Raw genomic sequence first — 18,062 nt, 5'->3', positions numbered from 1 at the left:
GCCAAAGAGAGCATATCCATGACCAAACAACACCGCATCGCAGGCAACGGGCAGATCCAGTTCGGAGTCTTCTTCCAGGGCGTCAACCACACCACCGTCTGGAAGGACGAAGCCAGCGGCTCGCAGACGGACTTTGAATCCTTCCGCCGCGTCGCCCAGACGGCAGAGCGTGGCCTTTTCACCGCGTTCTTCCTTGGCGAAGGCCTCCGTCTCCGCGAACACCTGGGCAAGATCCACGACCTCGACGTCGCCGGCCGCCCGGACGCGCAGACTGCGTTGGCCTCTCTCGCAGCCATCACCACCAATATCGGGCTGGTGGCTACCCAGAACACCACCTACAACGACCCCGCGGACCTCGCCCATCGCCTTGCAAGCCTGGACCTGTTGTCCGGCGGCCGGGCTGCGTGGAACATCGTCACCACGGACAACGCCTGGACCGGCGCCAACTTCAGGCGCGGCGGGTTCCTCAAGCACGAGGACCGCTATGTCCGGGCCGAAGCGTTTGTCCAGGCGGCCAAGGCAATTTGGGATTCGTGGGCTGACGGCGCAATCGCCGGGTCCCGGAATGACCCACGCTGGCTCCGCGAGGACAGCATCACCCCGGTACAGCGCAAGGACCAGAGCTTCGACGTCGAGATCACCGGCCGGCTTCCGCGTTCCAGCCAGCACCACCCGGTGTTGTTCCAGGCCGGTGATTCCCCGGACGGCCGTGACTTCGCGGTCCGGAACGCCGACGTCATCTTCTCGGCACACCCGGAGTTGGAGGACGCGAAGAAGTTCCGCGAAGACATCGTTGCCAGGACCCTCAAAGCGGGACGCCCGGCCGATGACGTGAAGATCTTCCCCGGCCAGGAGTTCATCCTTGGCGCCACTGCTGCCGAAGCCGAGGAAAAGCACCAGTGGGTCCGCTCGCAGCAGGTCGGTCCGGAAACCGCGATCGCGTACCTTGAGCAGTTCTGGGGCCGCACCCTCACCGACTACGATCCCGATGGGCCGCTCCCGGACGTCGACCCCGTGGTGGATGTCACCAATCCCACGCGCGGCAACGCCTTCCACGGCAAGAGCGCCAAGGAACTCGCGGCCCAATGGCGTGCGGAAGCCGAAGAGAAGGGCCTGTCGATCCGGCAGTTCGTTGCTGCCCGCTCCCGCCTCAACGGCCGCGGCCTGGTGGGCTCCTATGACGACGTCGCGGACAAGCTCGCCGAATACGCCCACGCAGGAGCCGTGGATGGCTTCAACATCACCCCGTGGATTGTTCCCTCCGGCCTGGACGACATCGTGAACGAGCTTGTCCCCAGGCTCCAGGACCGCGGTGTGTACCGCACGGAATACGAAGGCAGCAACCTCCGCGAAAACCTCGGGCTCCGCGGGCCCCTCACCCGTCGCGGATCACTCACCAGCACCCAACCCGCAGAAAGCGAAAACGTCGCATGAGACTCCCCAAACCTTCCGCAGCCCGCAGCGGTAAGAAGCCCGCCGCCGTCGTCAGCGTCCTGGGAGCCATTGCGCTCCTGGCCTCCGCGTGCGGTGGAGGGGCCGACGCCGGTGCGCAGCAAAGCGCCGCGGCCTCGCCGGTGGCGGGCGGGAACCTGAATTTCGCGGTCTCCGTGGACCGTGGCTGCATCGACCCGCAGCAGGTAGGCAACAACGACGCGATCGCGATAGCCCGCCAGACCGTGGCCTCCCTGACCTCGCAGGACCCTAAGACCGGCGAAATCGTCCCGTGGCTGGCCGAGAAGTTCGAAAACAACGCTGACGCCACCAGCTTCACGTTCACCCTGCGCACCGGTGCTACCTACGCGGACGGCTCGGCCATCGACGCGGCGTCGGTCAAAACCAACTTCGAAGCCATCAAGGCACTCGGCGCCAAGGCAACCCTCGGCTCCACCTACCTCAGCGACGTCAGCGCCATCACCGTGAAAGACCCGCAAACCGTGGTGGTGGACTTCTCCAAGCCGAACGCGCAGTTCCTCCAGGCAACATCCACATTCACGCTGGGCCTGTTGTCCCCGGCGTCGGCCAAGCTCTCCGAAGCAGACCGTTGCGCCGGAAAGTTCGCGGGTTCGGGTCCCTTCAACGTCAAGAGCTACACCGTGGACAAGGAAGCCGTCCTGGAACGGCGCGCAGGCTACAACTGGCCGTCCGCCACCAACAGCAACAAGGGTGAGGCCTACCTGGACTCGGTCACGTTCAAGATCATCCCCGAGGCGGGGAACCGGACGGGCAGCCTGCAGTCCGGCCAGATCGATGCCACGGCGGCCATCTCCGCGGCGGACATCCAGCTGTTCAACGGCAACGGATTCTGGAACGAAACCCGCGCCAACCCGGGCGTCGTCTACAACCTGTATTCCAACGAGTCCAACCCCAAGCTGAAGGAAACCGCAGTACGCCAGGCCATCTCCAAAGCCATCAACCGGGAGGAGATCACCAAGACCCTCCTGACCGAGGCGGACCAGCCGGCCAAGGGCATCCTGTCCCACACCACGCCGTACTTCAAGGACTACGGCTCGCTGCTGGCGCACGATCCGGACGGTGCCAAGAAGCTTCTTGACGACGCCGGATGGAAGCCGGGTGCCGACGGCATCCGGGAAAAGAACGGCGAGAAGCTGTCCTTCAAGGTCACGTACTGGCAGTCGCCCAAGGAAGTCCTGGAGCTCGTCCAGCAGCAGCTCAAAGCCATCGGCGTGGACCTGCAGCTGAAGTTCACAACGATTGCCGATGTCACGGCGGCCCAGGCGGACAAGACTTATGACTTCTCCTACGGCAACCTGACCCGAAGCGATCCGGACGTGCTGCGCACTGTCTTTGCCTCGAACACGGCACGCGGCGGCAGCAACCTCCGCGAGAAACTTCCCGTCGATGACACCCTGGGCGAGCAGGCCGCGGCCTTGGACAAGGATGCGCGCCAGAAGCTGGTGGACCAGGCCCAGGAAGCCCTGATCAAGGACGCGCACTCCATCCCGCTGTACGAACTGTCCACCACGATTTCGGCCAGCGATAAGGTGCATGATCTCAAGTTCGAAGCTTCCAGCCGCCTGGACTTCTACGACGCCTGGCTGAGCAAGTAGGCATCCCATGATCCGCTACATCGGCCGACGGTTGCTGCAGGGAGCGTTCGTTCTCTGGGCCGCCTACACCGTGTCCTTCCTGATCCTGTACTTGCTGCCCGGCGACGCCGTGAGCATCATGGCCAGCGGCGACGAACAAAACGCCGTTGACCCCGCGCTCGTGGCCAAGCTGCGCAGCGAGTACGGGCTGGACAGGCCCATCCACGAGCAATACTTCATAGCGCTGGTGAAGGCCCTGCAGCTGGACTTCGGTGTCTCCATCAAAAACGGAGTGCCCGCCACGGCCACCGTGGCCGAGGTCCTGCCGGAAACCATCAAACTGGCCATCGCGGGATTCGCCCTGGCCGTGGTCCTGGGCAGCGGCTTGGCAGTGGTTGCGGCATTCAGCCGCAACCGCTGGATCCGCACGGTGTTCTCCTCGTTGCCGCCGCTGGGAATCGCGGTGCCAACGTTCTGGATCGGCCTGCTGCTGCTTCAGTTTTTCTCCTTCCGCTTCCGCTTGTTCCCTGCGATAGGGAACGACGGCGGCGAAAGCCTCGTGTTGCCGGCGTTGACTCTCGCCATACCCACCTCGGCCGTGATCGCCCAGCTGCTTACACGCAGCCTGCACCAGACTCTCGGTGAACCGTACATCGAACAGATCCGGGCCAAGGGAGCCAGTGAGGCCCTGATCAACTTTGGCCATGCATTGCGGAACGCCGCCATTCCGACCCTGACCATGTTGGGCATCCTGGTGGGGAACCTGCTGGCCGGAGCCGTGGTGAGCGAAACCGTGTTCTCCCGCGCAGGGATCGGCAGGCTGACTGTCACGGCAGTGAACAGCCGGGATATTCCCGTGGTGCAGACATTGGTGGTTCTGGCCGCAGCGATTTTTGTGATCACCAGCCTGATCGTCGACTTGATCTACCCACTCGTGGATCCGCGCATCAACACCGCGCGCGGAGTCAAGGCCTAGGAGGGCCAGCATGTCGCAGCAACTTGATAGCAGGGTGGACACTGTCCCGGATTCCCGATCCGTCGGTGTGCTTCCGCAACCGGTCGCCCTCCCGGAGGACAGCGCGGAAGGCGGCAGTCCGGCGTCGGGCCTGTTCCCAAGAGGTCGAAAGGCTGTGGCTTGGAGGGCCCTGGCTTGGAAGGCCTTGGCCCGCAAGGCCGCCGCCCGGCCGGGGCTGGTGCTGTCCGTGCTGGTCCTGGCCACCGTGATCCTGTGGGCCTTGATCCCGACGGCCTTCACGTGGTGGCCACCGGACGCTGGTGTTCCCTCGTCACGGCTCAAACCGCCGTCCACCGAGCACTGGTTCGGGACTGACAGCCTGGGCCGGGACCTGTTCTCCCGCGTGGTGCATGGCTCGGCGACATCCCTCGCTGCAACCGCCGTGGCCGTAGCCGTGGGGCTTGTTGCCGGCTCGGCCTTGGGCTTGCTGGCCGGGTCGCTCCGCGGCTGGGTGGACGACGCCATCATGCGCGTCATGGACGTCCTCCTGGCCATTCCTAGCCTGCTGCTTTCGCTGGCCCTGATTACGGTGCTGGGCTTTGGAACCATCAACATCGCGGTCGCCGTGGGCGTGGCGAGTGTGGCCAACTTTGCCCGGATCATGCGCTCGGAGGCCCTCCGCGTCAGTACCGCCGTGTACGTCGAAGCTGCCCGTTCGGCGGGGGTGCGCTGGCACAGCATCCTGCTCCGGCACATTCTCCCCAATGCGGCCGGGCCGGTCCTGGCGCTGTCCGCTTTGGAATTCGGCATGGCTGTACTGTCCATATCGTCCCTCAGCTTCCTCGGCTTCGGCGCTCCGCCGCCCGCGGCTGAATGGGGCTCGCTCGTGGCCGGAGGCCGCGACTACCTGGTGGCGGCCTGGTGGCTGGTGACCTTGCCCGGCGTGGTGATTGCCGGCGTCGTGCTTTCCACCAACCGCATTTCGCATGCGTTCCAGGACGCTGAAAGGAACCGGAAATGACAGCACTGCTACGGGTCGAAGGGCTCCAAGTGGATTACCTGGTCAACGGCGAAGCGAAAACCGCCGTGTCCGGTGTGTCGTTTGAGGTCAATGCGGGCGAGGTGGTGGCGATCGTCGGGGAGTCCGGCTCGGGCAAGACCACCACCGCGCACTCGATCATCAACCTGCTGCCCGGGAACGCGCAGTTCGCGGCGGGCAGTATTTCCTTTGACGGCGCCGACCTCACCACGCTGACCCGCAAGGAGTGGCAGGGTGTCCGGGGCAAGGAGATCGGGCTGATTCCGCAGGACCCCACCGCATCGCTCGACCCCCTGCAGAAGGTGGGCGAGCAGGTAGCGGAGGCCCTGACCATTCACCGCCTCCAGCCTCGGAAAGAGGCTCGACGTCGGGCGGTTGAGCTGTTGGGGGAGAGTGGCATACGTGATGCAGCCACGCGCGCGAAGCAGTATCCCCACCAGTTTTCCGGCGGCATGCGGCAGCGTGTACTGATCGCGACGGCCCTGGCTGCCCAACCCAAACTGGTCATTGCCGACGAACCCACCAGCGCCCTGGACGTCACCGTTCAGCGGCAAATCCTGGACAACATTGCTGCCCTGACTGCCGAACGGGGTACCGCCGTCCTCCTGATCACGCACGACCTCGGCGTCGCCGCGGACCGGGCGGACCGGATCATCGTCATGAAACAGGGTGCCATTGTGGAGGAAGGGTCGGCCTCCGAGGTCTTGGGTAATCCGCAGCACCCGTATACCAAGCAACTCATTGAAGCGGCGCCCGGGTTGAGCCCGCGGCGGCTGCGTTCGGTGGTTGCCTCCGGCTCCCATTCCGGTTCTGTGTCGAGCGGAAGCCCGACGGCGGATGGTCCGGTTTTGGTGCAGGCCAAAGCTCTGCGGAAGGTCTTTTCGCTGCCCCGAACAGCCGGTGGCGCGCGTTCGTTGACCGCCGTCGATGACGTTTCCCTGGACGTCCGGCGTGGCGAAACATTGGCGTTGGTGGGGGAGTCCGGCTCGGGAAAGAGCACCGTGGCCCGACTGCTGTTGCGGCTTGAGAAGCCAACGTCCGGTTCCGTAGTGTTCGACGGCGTCGACCTCGCCTCGGTGCGCGGAGAGCGGCTGCGCCAACTGAGGCGCCGCTTCCAAGTGGTGTTCCAGAGCCCCTATGCTTCGGTTGATCCCCGCTTTTCCGCGGAGGACATCATTGCCGAGCCCCTCCGGGCCTTCGCCGAGGGGTCTCCGGCTGAACGGCGTGCCCGGGTGCGCTCCTTGTTGGACGAGGCGCATCTGCCCGCGGACTATGGTTCCCGGCGTCCGGCTGAGCTCTCCGGCGGCCAGCGGCAGCGCGTAGCCATTGCCCGGGCCTTGGCCTTGAAACCGGAACTCGTGGTGCTGGACGAGGCAGTGTCGGCGCTGGACGTTTCTGTACAGGCCCAGATCCTTGCCTTGTTGGTGGAGCTGCAGGCACAGGAATCGTTGAGCTACCTCTTCATTTCGCACGACCTCGCCGTGGTCCAGCAGATCTCCGACCGCGTAGCCGTAATGCAGTCCGGCAAGCTTGTGGAGATAGGCGACGCCTCGGACGTCCTGGTGAGCCCTGTGGAGGAGTACACGAAGGCCCTGATCTCAGCCATCCCCGGCCGCCAAGCGACCTTGCGGTAATCCTCGCTTACTTCCATCAGTGCGGCAGCCCTCCGGGCCGCGCTGATGGAATAACCTAGAAGGCGCCATAGCTTGCCTTCCCAGCTTGGACGGAACGTCCTGGGGCAAGCAGCAGGGCCAAGAGGCCCTTTCCCGGAGAGGAAGCCTACGAGGATGCGCCGGGATAGCGCGGAGAAGGTCACGCAAAAACGCCCGCATGTGCGCCGAGTTCTGGCAGGCGTCGCCGCGTCACCGGTGAGCATCACCTGCATTCTGCTGGTCGGGATTTTGGGAACGGTGATTGCAGCTTCCGGAGACGGCGCACGGATACCCATGGCCGCGACGGCGCGTTCATTCCCAGAGCATTGGTGGGTACTGCTGACTTCAGCATTCTGGGCCCGCAACCCGACGAGCTCCCTGATCGGCATCCTGCTGTTGTTGAGCATTGGTGTCCTGGTGGAGCGTCGCATCGGCAGCCGCCAATTCGCCGTTGCCGCGGTAACAGGACAGGTAGCGGGAGTTGCCGCGGCGATGGGCTTCGTTGCCGTGTCGGCCAGCGTGATGGGGGATTGGGTCGGCCAAATAAGCGGGAACGTTTTTGCGGGTCCCACCGCTTTGGTGTTTGCGGCCCTGATGGCTTCCACTGCGTCCATGACAACGCTGTGGCGTCGCCGGATCCGGGTTGGGGTTTTCGCCCTGCTGTTGCTGCTGGCGCTGTACAACGGTGGTTTCGCTGACTTGGTCCGACTCCTGTCCGCAACCGTGGGCGCCCTGATGGGACCGCTTCTCTCAGGCCGCAGGCCCAGGACGCCGCATCCAGTGAGTTCCCGCCACGAACGCCGCGTGCTCATCGCCCTCCTGGTCGCGGCGACGGCCATTGGACCCGTCGTCGCAGGCCTCGCGCCCCACGCAGTGGGTCCGTTGTCAGTCCTCCGCTACCTTTTGACCAACATCCAGCCGGTGGACCCGGAGACCTTGCAAAAGCTCTGCGCATACCCCGCGCTGGCCCGGGATTGCGCCGCTGCCGCTTTGCAGCTGCGGGCCGGAGCCGGTGGCACCTTCATGGCAGTACTGCCTTCGTTCCTGTTGCTCCTGTTTGCCGACGGGTTGCGTCGCGGTCGTCGCGCTGCCTGGGCTGGAACATTGCTCATCCAAGCCGCGTTGTCAGCCATCGCCGTTGCCACCATCATTGCTGTCCTGCAACCGGCCGCTGTGGACACTGCCGCTTCAGAGGGTATTTCTGCCGGGGACTCAGCCGCTCACGGACATCCGCTCGCGCTGGTGCTGCCCTTACTCCTGCCCCTGCTGCTGGCCGTGCTTCTGCTGAGCCGACGGAAATTGTTCACAGTCAGGGCCCCGCGAGGTACCTATCGGCGTCTGGCATTTTTCATAGCGGGACTGGCAGCGGTCCTGGCCGTTACGTATGCCGGCGCAGCCATGGCCATGGCACAGGATTTCAGTCCAGCGCCAGGTCCGGGCGGGATTTTGGCCGACATCCCTGACCGCTTCCTGCCACTTGGCTACATGTTCGACCTGGCCCCCGCATTCGTGCCCCTGAGTCCGCGGGCAGTGGTTCTATACGAAGGTGTTGGAATCGTCTTTTGGGCCGTGACAGGAGCTGCCCTGCTCAGGACTTTCCTCCGCCCCGCCCACAACGTGCACAGCCTGGACGAAGACCGGGCCCGGGCCATCATCAAGATGCAGGACGGCGGCACCTTGTCCTGGATGACCACCTGGCCAGGCAACAGATATTGGTTCAGTCCCGGCGGCCGGAGTTTTGTCGCCTACCGGGTGATTGGCGGCATCGCCCTCACCTTGGGGCCGCCGGTCGGCCCCAGGGGAGACGTGGAAAAGACCTTTGACGAGTTCACCGCCCATTGCACAGCCAACGGCTGGAGCCCGTGCTTCTATTCCGTGCCCGGGCAGCTGCAGATCCATGCGACCGCGAGGGGATGGGCGGGTGTTCAAGTTGCCCAGGAAACGATCCTTGACCTGGAGCACGTAACGTTCAAGGGGAAGAAATTCCAAGACATCCGAACATCGATGAACAACGCTGCCAAGGCGGGCGTCCGGGCTGAGTGGACAACCTACGCCGGGGCACCGCGGACTGTCCAAGCGCAAATCCAGGAAATCTCCGAAGAATGGGTGGAGGACAAAAGTATCCCGGAAATGGGCTTCACCCTCGGAAGCCTGGATGAACTCGACGACCCCGAAGTCCGCTGCCTGGTGGCCATCGACAGGGACAAGAAAGTGCACGCCGTGACTTCCTGGCTCCCTGTCTACAGGAACGGCGCCATTATTGGGTGGACCCTGGATCTTATCCGGCGACGCGGCACCGCCCTGCGGGGCAGTGCCGAGTTCCTGATAGCCTCCGCGGCGATCACGCTCAGGGACGAAAGCTATGAATTCATCAGTCTCTCGGGAGCCCCGCTTGCGCCACCGCGGCAGGATGACAGAAGCAAGGAACCGGCCCCGACCTCGAACGCCATGGACCGGCTCCTCGAGGGCCTCGGAGCAACACTCGAACCCGTCTATGGATTTCGCTCCCTGCTTGGGTTCAAGTCGAAATTCCAGCCCCGGTACGTACCCCTCTACATGGTCTACCCCGATCCGGCAGCGTTACCGGCCATCGGCAGGGCCGTCACCCGGGCTTACTTGCCGGAGGTGGGGTTCGAACAAGGGCTATCCCTCACTCGAACGCTTCTGCGATCCGTACTTTCCCGGATTGGGCGCCGCGGAATTTCGCAGCGATGAATACGAGCAGGCGAAAGGACAAACAAAAGGGCCGCACCCCGTTCGCTGGGTGCGGCCCTTCCGTGACTAGCGTGTCAGTCCTTCTTGAAGGCGTCCTTGACCTTCTCGCCTGCCTGCTTCACATCGCCTTTGGCCTGATCAGCCTTGCCCTCTGCGCGCAGGCTCTCGTCTCCGCTAGCGGCGCCCGCCGCTTCTTTCCCCTTGCCGCCGGCCTTTTCGGCAGCGTTTTCAATCTTGTCGCCCAATCCCATCGTGTTTCCTCCTCTGGTTCAGGTAGCCGTTCGCATCGGCCAAGATCATTGTAAGCATGCTTAGTAATTTTTTGGCAAGCTGAGGACCCGAACGAGGCGCAAGATCCCGCCGGCGTGAGACGTGCATCCAGGCCAGCGGGGCCAGAAACTGGCAGAGACAGTGTTATCCCGACATTTCGTAGGGTACGTACGGCTTAACGCGAACCATCACACTGTGGGCAGGTCATGAAAAAGCTTGGCCCGCAAATGAACCGAGGGAGTTTGACATGTTGCTCTGGATAGCCATCATTATCGCCGTTCTCTGGCTGCTCGGCCTGCTGGCCAATATCGGAGGCGGCCTGATTCACATCCTTCTGGTGATTGCGCTGATCGTCCTGATCATTCACTTTGTCCGTGGCAGGTCCCGCGTCTAGGACGCAGCCATCCCCGTAGGGTCGTTCAGTCGGCGGAATTGGTAAGCGCGCCGGCTCCGTTGATCGTAACGACAGCACCCAGGGTGAGGACCAGTAGCGACGCGACGATTCCAGCGGACCGGCCTGTTCGGGGGCCTACGGCTTTTCCGAAGAACGAGCCGAGAAAGGCCAGGAGGAGTTGCCAAGCGAATGAGGACAGGCCGGCTGCCAAGGTGAAGGCGGCCGGAGGCGCCCACGAGTCGCCGGGGCCGACGACGGCGCCTCCGAGGGCGACGAAGTACACCAGAGTCATGGGGTTTACAGCTGTCAGGCCCACGAAGCGCAGAAAGGCGGCCCCTGGTGTTGTCTTTTCGACGTCGGCGTCCGGACGTGACCGCTTCTTGAGGCTTGGCCGAAGCTGCATGACTCCGACCAAGATCATCAGCATTCCGGAAGTAACCAAGAACATTCCCCGGTGTTCCTCGATGCTCCGTACCAGGAGGGCGCCGGCGGCTGTCGCGCCTGCACAGTAGAACAGGTCCGCGGTTGCTACCCCGGCCGCAGCTGCAACTGAAACCCGGAATCCGTTGACGATTCCCTCGCGCAACAGCAGCGCCGCGATGGCCCCCAAGGGCATCGCGACGCCTAGCCCCGCCAGCGCACCCGAAAAGGCTGAAGTCCAAAGTTCGTTCACCATGCGGTTCAGTGTGCATTTTCCGGAGCTCCCGCTCTGCCCAACTATCCGGCGCACAGATACTGTTGAGGCGTGGACCCTATCGACGAGAAGATTCTCAGTCTTCTGCAGGAAAATGCGCGGCGTTCTTTCAGTGAGCTAGGTCGACTCGTAGGCCTGAGCACCAACGCCGCTGCCGCCCGGGTGAGGCGCCTGGAAAACAACGAAATTATTCTCGGCTACACGGTTATCACCGGCAAAGATGCCCCCGGACCCAGGGGCGGCTTGGAGATATTCATTGACGTCCGCCTCGATTCCGAGACCGATTACGACGCCTTCCTGGCCCGCATCGCACCCATCAAGCAGATAGTCGATGCCATCCATATGACCGGGCCATACGATTACCTTCTGCGTGCCTATACCCCCGACACGGCGGCACTGGACTCATTGCTGCGCCGGCTCAAGAGAGAATGCGGTGCGGCCCAAACGCAGACCCGCATAGCCCTGCGTTCGAGCTGATGGCCGACATGGCCGCGTTTGCGGCGAAGGTGGTGTTGAAGGCCTAGACTACTCACCCGGACTGACCGAGGCTGACGACGAGGTTGATGGCCACTGCCACCACGAAGGTCGCGAAGAAATAGGACAGCAAGGCGTGCCCAAGGGCGATCCTGCGGGAGGCCGTGGATGACTCGTTCACGTTGCTCGCGTTATAGGACATGCCGGTAGAGAACGCTGCGTAGGCGAAGTCGCTGTAGGACGGCTCCTCGTCCTGGTTGAAGCTGAAATGATGGCGTTCGTCGTGGTAGTACATCCGAGCGTATTTGAACGCGTAGACAGTATTCACGAGCGCCCATGCGAGGACCACGCCGAGGGCTGCCAAAATCGCAGCGGCAACGCCAATGGGGTCCTTCTCCTGGCTGCGGATCAAGGCAAAGACCACCGCCACAAGGCTGGCGAATGTCGCGGCCGTGATGAGGGTGTCAACGAGTCGTCGGGACCGGTCTTCCTGGCGCGCGAGTTCACCCGTGGCCTCCGGACCGGCGGGCCATGCCTTCATCCATGCCCAGGTCAGGAAGAAGCAGCCGGCCACGCACCAGCCAATGAGGGGCGCGAGTTCGGGAGCGCCGAACAGCACCGGAACGAACGCTATAACGAGGCCGACGAGGGCCGATAACAGAGCCTTGCGATCTATATGCGACATTGAAGAACTTGCCCTTCAGCCTTTTGGCCGTGAAGCGGGCCGGTGGCCCGTCTCCCAGGTCGGAGCGAATCTCAACAACACGGAACATCCCGGAAACCATGGATTGATCCAAGTTCATAAGTAGCCTTAGTGTCACTGACTCCGATTCTACGCGTATGTTCGCGGATTTTTCTCCGTCACGCCTGATCAGACTTCTTGCGCAGTGCCGACCAGGCTTGGAAGCCACCGACGAGGTCGGTCGCACGGGACAGCCCCAGCCGTTGCAGGGTGTGCGCGGCCAGGCTGGAACTGTAGCCCTCATTGCAGACGATCACGATTCGCCGGTCTGCCTCGCCGGCACCAGGGATCCGGTAGGGGCTGGAGGGATCGAGCCGCCATTCCAGGACGTTCCGGTCAATGACCACCGCTCCGGGAAGGGCACCGTCGCGGATCCGCTGATCCACCGGCCGCGTGTCGACAACAAGGGCGCCCTTTTCGATTTCCTGTTCAAGGTCCGCGGCTTGAACCCGCTCCAGCCCGAGGCGGCTCTCTTCCAGCAATTGGTCAATCGTCAGGGGACCGGCTGCGGGGCCGCCATCGGCAGAATTCCTCTTCGTCACGATTTCCTCGCTTTGCTCCCGGCTCGTCGGTCTTTCCACCATTAAACGAAAGAATGCGGCCCGGCGGTTCACCTGTTGCCGCCGCCGGGGTTGGGTTATGCTCCACAAATGGCGCCGAGGAGTTTTCTTCAATGGCCGGTCGTCCGTCAACTGAGTACGGGCGACCTCCTGGGTCGTGGGCCGGCCGTGACGTCGGCCAAGACCAAGGCAATAACGCCCCGAACTGCCACCGCTGACCGCGTGGTGCAGAGCGTGTGCCCCTACTGCGCCGTTGGGTGCGGACAACGCGTCTACGTCAAAGACGAGAAGGTCATCCAGATCGAGGGCGACCCGGATTCACCCATCTCCCGCGGCCGTCTGTGTCCCAAAGGCTCAGCCAGTGAACAACTGGTCAACTCTCCCGGGCGGCAGACCGAAGTGCTCTACCGGGCCCCGCGATCCACCGAGTGGGAACGCCTGGACCTGCGGACCGCCGTCGAGATGATCGCGGACAGGTTCATCGAGACACGCCGCCGGACGTGGCAGCAACAAGACGACCAAGGCCGGCTCCTGCGCCGGACCATGGGCATAGCTTCGCTTGGTGGCGCCACCTTGGATAACGAAGAAAACTACCTCATTAAAAAGCTGTTCACGGCCGCAGGGGCGGTGCAGGTCGAGAACCAGGCCCGCATATGACACTCCGCCACGGTTCCCAGTTTGGGAGCCTCGTTTGGACGCGGCGGTGCTACGCAATCGCTGCAGGACATGGCCAACGCCGATTGCATCGTCATCCAAGGATCCAACATGGCCGAGTGCCATCCGGTTGGCTATCAGTGGGTAGCGGAAGCGAAAGCACGCGGGGCCAAGGTCATCCACGTTGATCCAAGGTTTACGCGGACTTCAGCGGTCTCGGACAAGCACATTCCCATCCGGGCCGGCTCGGATGTTGTGCTCTTGGGCGCGTTGATCAACTACGTCTTCTCCAACGACCTTTGGTTCAAGGAGTACGTCACCGCCTACACCAATGCCGCCACGTTGGTGCACGACGATTACCGCGATGCCGAGGATCTCGGCGGGTTGTTCTCAGGCTTCGATCCCGAGAGGGGCGCGTACGACACGTCGTCGTGGTCCTATTCCGAACGGGGCGAGGGAACCATTGACGAGCCGGGTCCCGGTTCCGAGCACGGCGCCGACGCTACCGCCCGGGCCGCCGGCCACGCCTACGGCAGTGGCGGCCCGCCCCTGGAGCACGCGGAGGTTGAGCGCGACGACACCCTGCAGGACCCGCGGACGGTATTCCAGATCGTGAAGCGGCACTATGCCCGGTACACGGCGGAAATGGTGCAGGACATGTGCGGCATCAGCGTCGCGGATTTCGAATACTTGGCCCGTGCCATCACGGAAAACTCGGGACGCGACCGGACCACTTGCTTCGCCTATGCCGTGGGTTGGACACAGCATTCCCTGGGAGCCCAGTTCATCCGTGGCGCCGCCATCCTGCAACTGCTGCTGGGAAACATGGGACGGCCGGGCGGCGGAATCATGGCGCTGCGGGGTCACGCCAGCATCCAGGGCTCCACGGACATTCCAACCCTCTTCAACCTGCTTCCCGGTTATCTGCCAATGCCCACTGCAGGCCGCCACGACACCCTCGATGAATATCTGGCAACCATCGGGTCGAAACAGCAGAAGGGCTACTGGGCCAACGCCGACGCGTACACCATCAGCCTGCTCAAAGCATGGTGGGGCAAGGCCGCGAACGCGGAGAACGACTGGGCCTACGACTACCTGCCCCGGCTGACCGGAGCACACGGAACCTACGAGACCGTCATGGGCATGCTCGAGGACGAAGTGGAAGGCTACTTCGTGCTCGGACAGAATCCCGCAGTCGGCTCTGCGCACGGCCGGATGCAACGTCTTGCCATGGCCCATCTGAAGTGGATGGTGGTTCGAGACCTGAACCTCATTGAATCGGCCACTTGGTGGAAAGACAGCCCCGAGATCGAATCCGGGGAGCTGCGGACCGAGGACATCGAAACAGAGGTGTTCTTCCTCCCGGCGGCGACGCATGTGGAGAAGGCCGGGTCCTTCACGCAGACACAGCGGCTGCTGCAGTGGCGGCACCAGGCTGTGGCGCCGCCGGGGGAGTGCCAAAGTGAGCTTCAGTTCTTCTTCGAGCTCGGCCAACGGATCCGGGAAAAGCTTGCCGGATCCGACGACGAACGGGACCGCCCGCTGCTCGACCTCACTTGGGACTACCCCACGGACGAACACGGGGACCCGGACGCGGAGGCAGTACTGGCGGAGATCAACGGGCGTCACCTCGAAGGGCCCGACGCCGGAAAACCCGTCTCGGCCTACACCGAACTTCGTGCCGACGGTTCGACGACGGCAGGCTGCTGGATCTACACCGGCGTGTACGCTGACGGTGTCAATCATGCCGCCAACCGCAAACCGGGCCAGGAACAGGGTCCGGCCGCGCCGGAATGGGGATGGGCGTGGCCAGCGAACCGCAGGATCCTGTACAACCGTGCTTCGGCGGACCCTGCCGGTAAACCCTGGAGCGAGCGGAAGAAATACATCTGGTGGGATCAGGACCAGGGCAAGTGGATTGGCGAGGACGTGCCCGACTTCCCGGTGGACCGGGCGCCGGGCAGCCATCCTGATCCTTCCGTCGGTGGTGCTGCAGCATTGAGCGGGGACGATCCCTTCATCATGCAGGCCGACGGCAAGGGCTGGCTGTTCGCACCCAAGGGCTTGTTGGACGGCCCCCTGCCCACCCACTACGAGGCCCAGGAATCACCGGTGGCCAATGCGCTCTACCCGCAGCAGCAAAACCCCGCCCGGCTGGTGTTCCCCCGCGCGGACAACCCGACTGCGCCGAGCGCCGGGACCAGTGGTGCGGACGTCTACCCTTATGTGTTCACGACGTACCGGCTTACCGAGCACCACACGGCGGGCGGGATGAGCCGGTGGCTTCCTTACTTGTCCGAACTGCAACCGGAAATGTTCTGCGAGGTATCACCTGAATTGGCAGCTGAAAGGGGATTGGACCCTTACGGCTGGGCCACGATCATTTCGCCACGCTCCGCCATTGAAGCGAAGGTGCTGGTCACTGACCGGATGGCGCCATTGAAAGTCGGCGGCCACACCGTGCACCAGATCGGGCTGCCGTACCACTGGGGCGTCGGCAACAACGCCGTCGTCGCCGGTGACGCGGCCAACGACCTCCTGGGTGTAACCCTGGATCCCAACGTCCAGATCCAGGAATCGAAGGTCGCTTCCTGCGACATCCGTCCGGGCCGCCGGCCGCGCGGCGGAGAACTCCTTGCCCTGGTCGCCGAGTACCGGGAACGGGCGGGAGTGACGATCGAAACCGGCAACGCCGCCGTTACTGACCCGGCCGCCGAAGGCGTTGACCCTGCTACCGGCACGACATTGGAGGAATAGATGGGCCAATTCTCCGGACCGACCGACCCCACCCTCGATGCCCACTGGGAGCACAACCATCCGCGCAAGGGATTCTTCACTGACACGTCGATTTGCATCGGCTGCAAGGCCTGCGAAGTCGCCTGCAAGGAGTGGAATCACAATCCGCAAGACGGAAACCTCGAACTGCTCGGTTCCTCTTACGACAACACCGGATCACTCGGCGCAAGCACCTGGCGCCATGTCGCTTTTATCGAGCAGGGCCAGGAACGCATCGTCGAAGCGCGGAAATCGGGCCGGGCTTTGGTCAACCTCGGCATGCCGCGCATCGGGCCTCCGACGCCGGTGGCGCCTGAAGACAGCGACCTCGCCATGGCAGACACCACCCCGCCGGACACAGCCGATTTCCGCTGGCTGATGTCTTCCGATGTGTGCAAGCACTGCACGCACGCCGGATGCCTCGATGTATGCCCCACCGGAGCTCTCTTCCGCACTGAGTTCGGAACCGTGGTGGTACAGGACGACGTCTGCAACGGCTGCGGAACCTGCGTGGCGGGGTGCCCGTTCGGAGTCATCGAGCGTCGAAGCGACGGCACGGTCAAAGTGGCCACCAGCAGGAATGACCGGCACGACGAACATCCCGTGACACCGAATATCGGCATCGCCCAGAAGTGCACTCTCTGTTACGACCGGCTGGTCGACGACGAGACGCCCGCGTGCGCCAAGGCATGCCCGACGACGTCCATCAAGTTCGGCGACCATGACGACATGGTGGAGACAGCAAAGGTTCGAGTGGCCGAGCTGCACGCCAAGGGCCTGACGGAAGCCAGGCTGTACGGTGCGAACGAAAACGACGGTGTCGGCGGAACAGGATCGGTGTTCCTGCTGCTGGACGAACCCGAAGTCTATGGACTACCGCCGGACCCCCGGGTGCCGACAGCCGACCTTCCGAAGATGTACCGGAGGGCCGGAATGGCGGTAGCGGGAATGGCCGCGGCCGCAGCGCTGGCTTTCCTGGGGGGACGCGCGTGACGCTCTCGGAGTTCGACAACGTCCGTCCGGCAGAGCCTGCCCGTCGGCGGCGTCAGGACGTCAAAGCGGGCACGCGCCGTCGTCGGGACAACGGCGACGGCTCCCGGGAAATGCCTATGGTTCCCGAGGCGGAGTTCACCTCCTACTACGGCCGTCCCGTGGTCAAGCCTGCGCCCTGGGGCGAAGACGTGGCAGTTTACTTGTTCCTCGGCGGCGTCGCAGGGGGTTCGGCACTGCTGGGTCTCGGCGGGCAACTGACGGGACGCCCGACCCTGCGCCGGAATGCGCGGTTGGGTTCCTTGGCAGCAGTGAGCGTGGGCGCAGTGGCGTTGGTGAAGGACCTGGGCAGGCCCGAGCGTTTCCTGAACATGCTGCGGACCTTCAAAGTTACTTCGCCGATGAGCGTTGGTTCATGGATCCTCAGTGCGTTCAGCGCTGGCACGGCCGTCACGGCGGTAGCGGAGATTGACCGGATGACCGGTTCCCGGCTGCCCTTGGGCCCGTTGCGGAAGGTGCTTCGGACAGTCGAGGGACCGGCCGGGTTTGAGGCGGCAGTGTTCGCAGGTCCGCTTGCTGCGTACACGGCCGTCCTGCTGGGCGACACCGCCACACCCACCTGGAACGCCGCGCACGAGGAATTGCCGTTCGTCTTTGTGAGTTCGGCCTGCCTTGCCTCAGCCGGACTTGCCATGGTCACTACGCCCCTACAGGAGGCAGGTCCCGCCAGGAAGCTTGCGGTGCTGGGCGTCCTGGGGGAAGTGGCAGCCATGAAGGTGATGGAACGCCGCATGGACCCGGTAGCGGCGGAGCCCCTGCACCAGGGCAAAGCCGGGACCATGCTCAAATGGAGCGAGAGGCTGGCGGTTGGCGGTGGCCTTGGCACATTGCTGGCCGGTCGCAACCGGGCTGTAGCTGCAGCTTCCGGACTGGCGTTGCTGGCCGCCTCGGCCCTCACACGCTTCGGGGTATTCGAGGCTGGCCTCGCCTCGGCCCGGGATCCGCGCTACACGATCGAACCGCAGAAGAAGCGGCTGGCAGCCCGCCGTGCTGCCGGCGTCACCAACGACGCGATTACTACGGGCAGCTGAAATAGCCGTC

15 protein-coding genes are annotated in these 18,062 nt (G+C 63.9%); 11 read left to right on the top strand and 4 right to left on the bottom strand.

Features of this window, described 5'->3' with window-relative positions:
* Positions 1–18 precede the first annotated feature (18 nt).
* The 6 genes from ACIPY2_RS05315 to ACIPY2_RS05290 all read left to right on the top strand — a co-directional run bounded on the left by ACIPY2_RS05315 (position 19) and on the right by ACIPY2_RS05290 (position 9,408).
* Complete coding sequence (locus ACIPY2_RS05315) at positions 19–1,434, top strand: NtaA/DmoA family FMN-dependent monooxygenase (protein ID WP_400265330.1); 1,416 nt, start codon at positions 19–21, stop codon at positions 1,432–1,434.
* Entirely contained in the window at positions 1,431–3,068 is a 1,638-nt protein-coding gene (locus ACIPY2_RS05310; protein WP_400265329.1) for an ABC transporter substrate-binding protein, read from the top strand. The genes ACIPY2_RS05315 and ACIPY2_RS05310 overlap by 4 nt, the downstream gene beginning before the upstream one ends.
* A 7-nt stretch (positions 3,069–3,075) precedes the next feature.
* Entirely contained in the window at positions 3,076–4,023 is a 948-nt protein-coding gene (locus ACIPY2_RS05305; protein WP_400265328.1) for an ABC transporter permease, read from the top strand.
* 10 nt (positions 4,024–4,033) lie between these two features.
* A complete protein-coding gene (locus tag ACIPY2_RS05300; RefSeq protein WP_400265327.1) occupies positions 4,034–5,023 on the top strand; it encodes an ABC transporter permease in 990 nt (329 codons plus the stop codon).
* The gene (locus ACIPY2_RS05295; RefSeq protein WP_400265326.1) at positions 5,020–6,675 is read left to right on the top strand and encodes a dipeptide ABC transporter ATP-binding protein; all 1,656 of its coding nucleotides are present in this window, start codon (positions 5,020–5,022) and stop codon (positions 6,673–6,675) included. The genes ACIPY2_RS05300 and ACIPY2_RS05295 overlap by 4 nt, the downstream gene beginning before the upstream one ends.
* 153 nt (positions 6,676–6,828) lie before the next feature.
* Positions 6,829–9,408, top strand: a complete 2,580-nt coding sequence (locus ACIPY2_RS05290; RefSeq protein ID WP_400265325.1) for a bifunctional lysylphosphatidylglycerol flippase/synthetase MprF — start codon at positions 6,829–6,831, stop codon at positions 9,406–9,408.
* Between the two features lie 74 nt (positions 9,409–9,482).
* On the opposite strand, the gene ACIPY2_RS05285 is transcribed toward ACIPY2_RS05290, so the two are convergent.
* Positions 9,483–9,659 carry a CsbD family protein gene (locus tag ACIPY2_RS05285; RefSeq protein ID WP_400265324.1) on the bottom strand — a complete coding sequence of 59 codons (177 nt, stop codon included), beginning with the start codon at positions 9,657–9,659 and terminating at the stop codon, positions 9,483–9,485.
* A gap of 266 nt (positions 9,660–9,925) precedes the next feature.
* Here ACIPY2_RS05285 and ACIPY2_RS05280 point away from each other — a divergent pair, with 266 nt between their 5' ends.
* On the top strand, positions 9,926–10,072 hold the full coding sequence (locus tag ACIPY2_RS05280; protein WP_347110905.1) for a lmo0937 family membrane protein: 147 nt from the start codon (positions 9,926–9,928) through the stop codon (positions 10,070–10,072).
* A gap of 25 nt (positions 10,073–10,097) precedes the next feature.
* Here ACIPY2_RS05280 and ACIPY2_RS05275 read toward each other — a convergent pair whose 3' ends face one another.
* On the bottom strand, positions 10,098–10,748 hold the full coding sequence (locus ACIPY2_RS05275; protein ID WP_400265323.1) for a LysE family transporter: 651 nt from the start codon (positions 10,746–10,748) through the stop codon (positions 10,098–10,100).
* Between the two features lie 69 nt (positions 10,749–10,817).
* Here ACIPY2_RS05275 and ACIPY2_RS05270 point away from each other — a divergent pair, with 69 nt between their 5' ends.
* Positions 10,818–11,243 carry an Lrp/AsnC family transcriptional regulator gene (locus ACIPY2_RS05270; protein WP_400265322.1) on the top strand — a complete coding sequence of 142 codons (426 nt, stop codon included), beginning with the start codon at positions 10,818–10,820 and terminating at the stop codon, positions 11,241–11,243.
* Between the two features lie 52 nt (positions 11,244–11,295).
* Here the strand turns inward: ACIPY2_RS05270 and ACIPY2_RS05265 are convergent, their stop codons facing one another.
* A complete protein-coding gene (locus ACIPY2_RS05265) occupies positions 11,296–11,925 on the bottom strand; it encodes a DUF1345 domain-containing protein (RefSeq protein WP_400265321.1) in 630 nt (209 codons plus the stop codon).
* Positions 11,926–12,101: 176 nt separating this feature from the next.
* Entirely contained in the window at positions 12,102–12,524 is a 423-nt protein-coding gene (locus tag ACIPY2_RS05260; protein ID WP_400265320.1) for a rhodanese-like domain-containing protein, read from the bottom strand.
* 108 nt (positions 12,525–12,632) lie between these two features.
* Here ACIPY2_RS05260 and fdh point away from each other — a divergent pair, with 108 nt between their 5' ends.
* The 3 genes from fdh to nrfD are packed head-to-tail and all read left to right on the top strand — an operon-like array spanning position 12,633 to position 18,052.
* A complete protein-coding gene (gene fdh, locus ACIPY2_RS05255; RefSeq protein ID WP_400265319.1) occupies positions 12,633–15,953 on the top strand; it encodes a formate dehydrogenase in 3,321 nt (1,106 codons plus the stop codon).
* Positions 15,954–16,964: a 4Fe-4S dicluster domain-containing protein gene (locus ACIPY2_RS05250; RefSeq protein ID WP_400265318.1), complete on the top strand. Its 1,011-nt coding sequence runs from the start codon at positions 15,954–15,956 to the stop codon at positions 16,962–16,964.
* Positions 16,961–18,052 (top strand): NrfD/PsrC family molybdoenzyme membrane anchor subunit, encoded by a 1,092-nt coding sequence (gene nrfD / locus ACIPY2_RS05245; RefSeq protein WP_400265317.1) that lies wholly within the window; start codon positions 16,961–16,963, stop codon positions 18,050–18,052. The genes ACIPY2_RS05250 and nrfD overlap by 4 nt, the downstream gene beginning before the upstream one ends.
* The last annotated feature ends 10 nt before the right edge of the window (positions 18,053–18,062 follow it).

Origin of the sequence: Paenarthrobacter sp. NPDC089675, assembly GCF_044749185.1 — a bacterium.
GTDB lineage: Bacteria > Actinomycetota > Actinomycetes > Actinomycetales > Micrococcaceae > Arthrobacter.
Note: the sequence above shows the minus strand (reverse complement) of the source record. Positions and strands in the feature narration are given on the sequence as shown.

Excerpts from the sequence above, each read along its gene's own strand:
- ACIPY2_RS05305 (WP_400265328.1), top strand. The coding sequence starts at position 3,076 with ATGATCCGCTACATCGGCCGACGGTTGCTGCAGGGAGCGTTCGTTCTC.
- ACIPY2_RS05310 (WP_400265329.1), top strand. The coding sequence starts at position 1,431 with ATGAGACTCCCCAAACCTTCCGCAGCCCGCAGCGGTAAGAAGCCCGCC.
- ACIPY2_RS05300 (WP_400265327.1), top strand. The coding sequence starts at position 4,034 with ATGTCGCAGCAACTTGATAGCAGGGTGGACACTGTCCCGGATTCCCGA.
- ACIPY2_RS05285 (WP_400265324.1), bottom strand. The coding sequence starts at position 9,659 with ATGGGATTGGGCGACAAGATTGAAAACGCTGCCGAAAAGGCCGGCGGC.
- ACIPY2_RS05250 (WP_400265318.1), top strand. The coding sequence starts at position 15,954 with ATGGGCCAATTCTCCGGACCGACCGACCCCACCCTCGATGCCCACTGG.
- ACIPY2_RS05275 (WP_400265323.1), bottom strand. The coding sequence starts at position 10,748 with ATGGTGAACGAACTTTGGACTTCAGCCTTTTCGGGTGCGCTGGCGGGG.
- ACIPY2_RS05265 (WP_400265321.1), bottom strand. The coding sequence starts at position 11,925 with ATGTCGCATATAGATCGCAAGGCTCTGTTATCGGCCCTCGTCGGCCTC.
- ACIPY2_RS05280 (WP_347110905.1), top strand. The coding sequence starts at position 9,926 with ATGTTGCTCTGGATAGCCATCATTATCGCCGTTCTCTGGCTGCTCGGC.
- ACIPY2_RS05290 (WP_400265325.1), top strand. The coding sequence starts at position 6,829 with ATGCGCCGGGATAGCGCGGAGAAGGTCACGCAAAAACGCCCGCATGTG.
- ACIPY2_RS05315 (WP_400265330.1), top strand. The coding sequence starts at position 19 with ATGACCAAACAACACCGCATCGCAGGCAACGGGCAGATCCAGTTCGGA.
- ACIPY2_RS05295 (WP_400265326.1), top strand. The coding sequence starts at position 5,020 with ATGACAGCACTGCTACGGGTCGAAGGGCTCCAAGTGGATTACCTGGTC.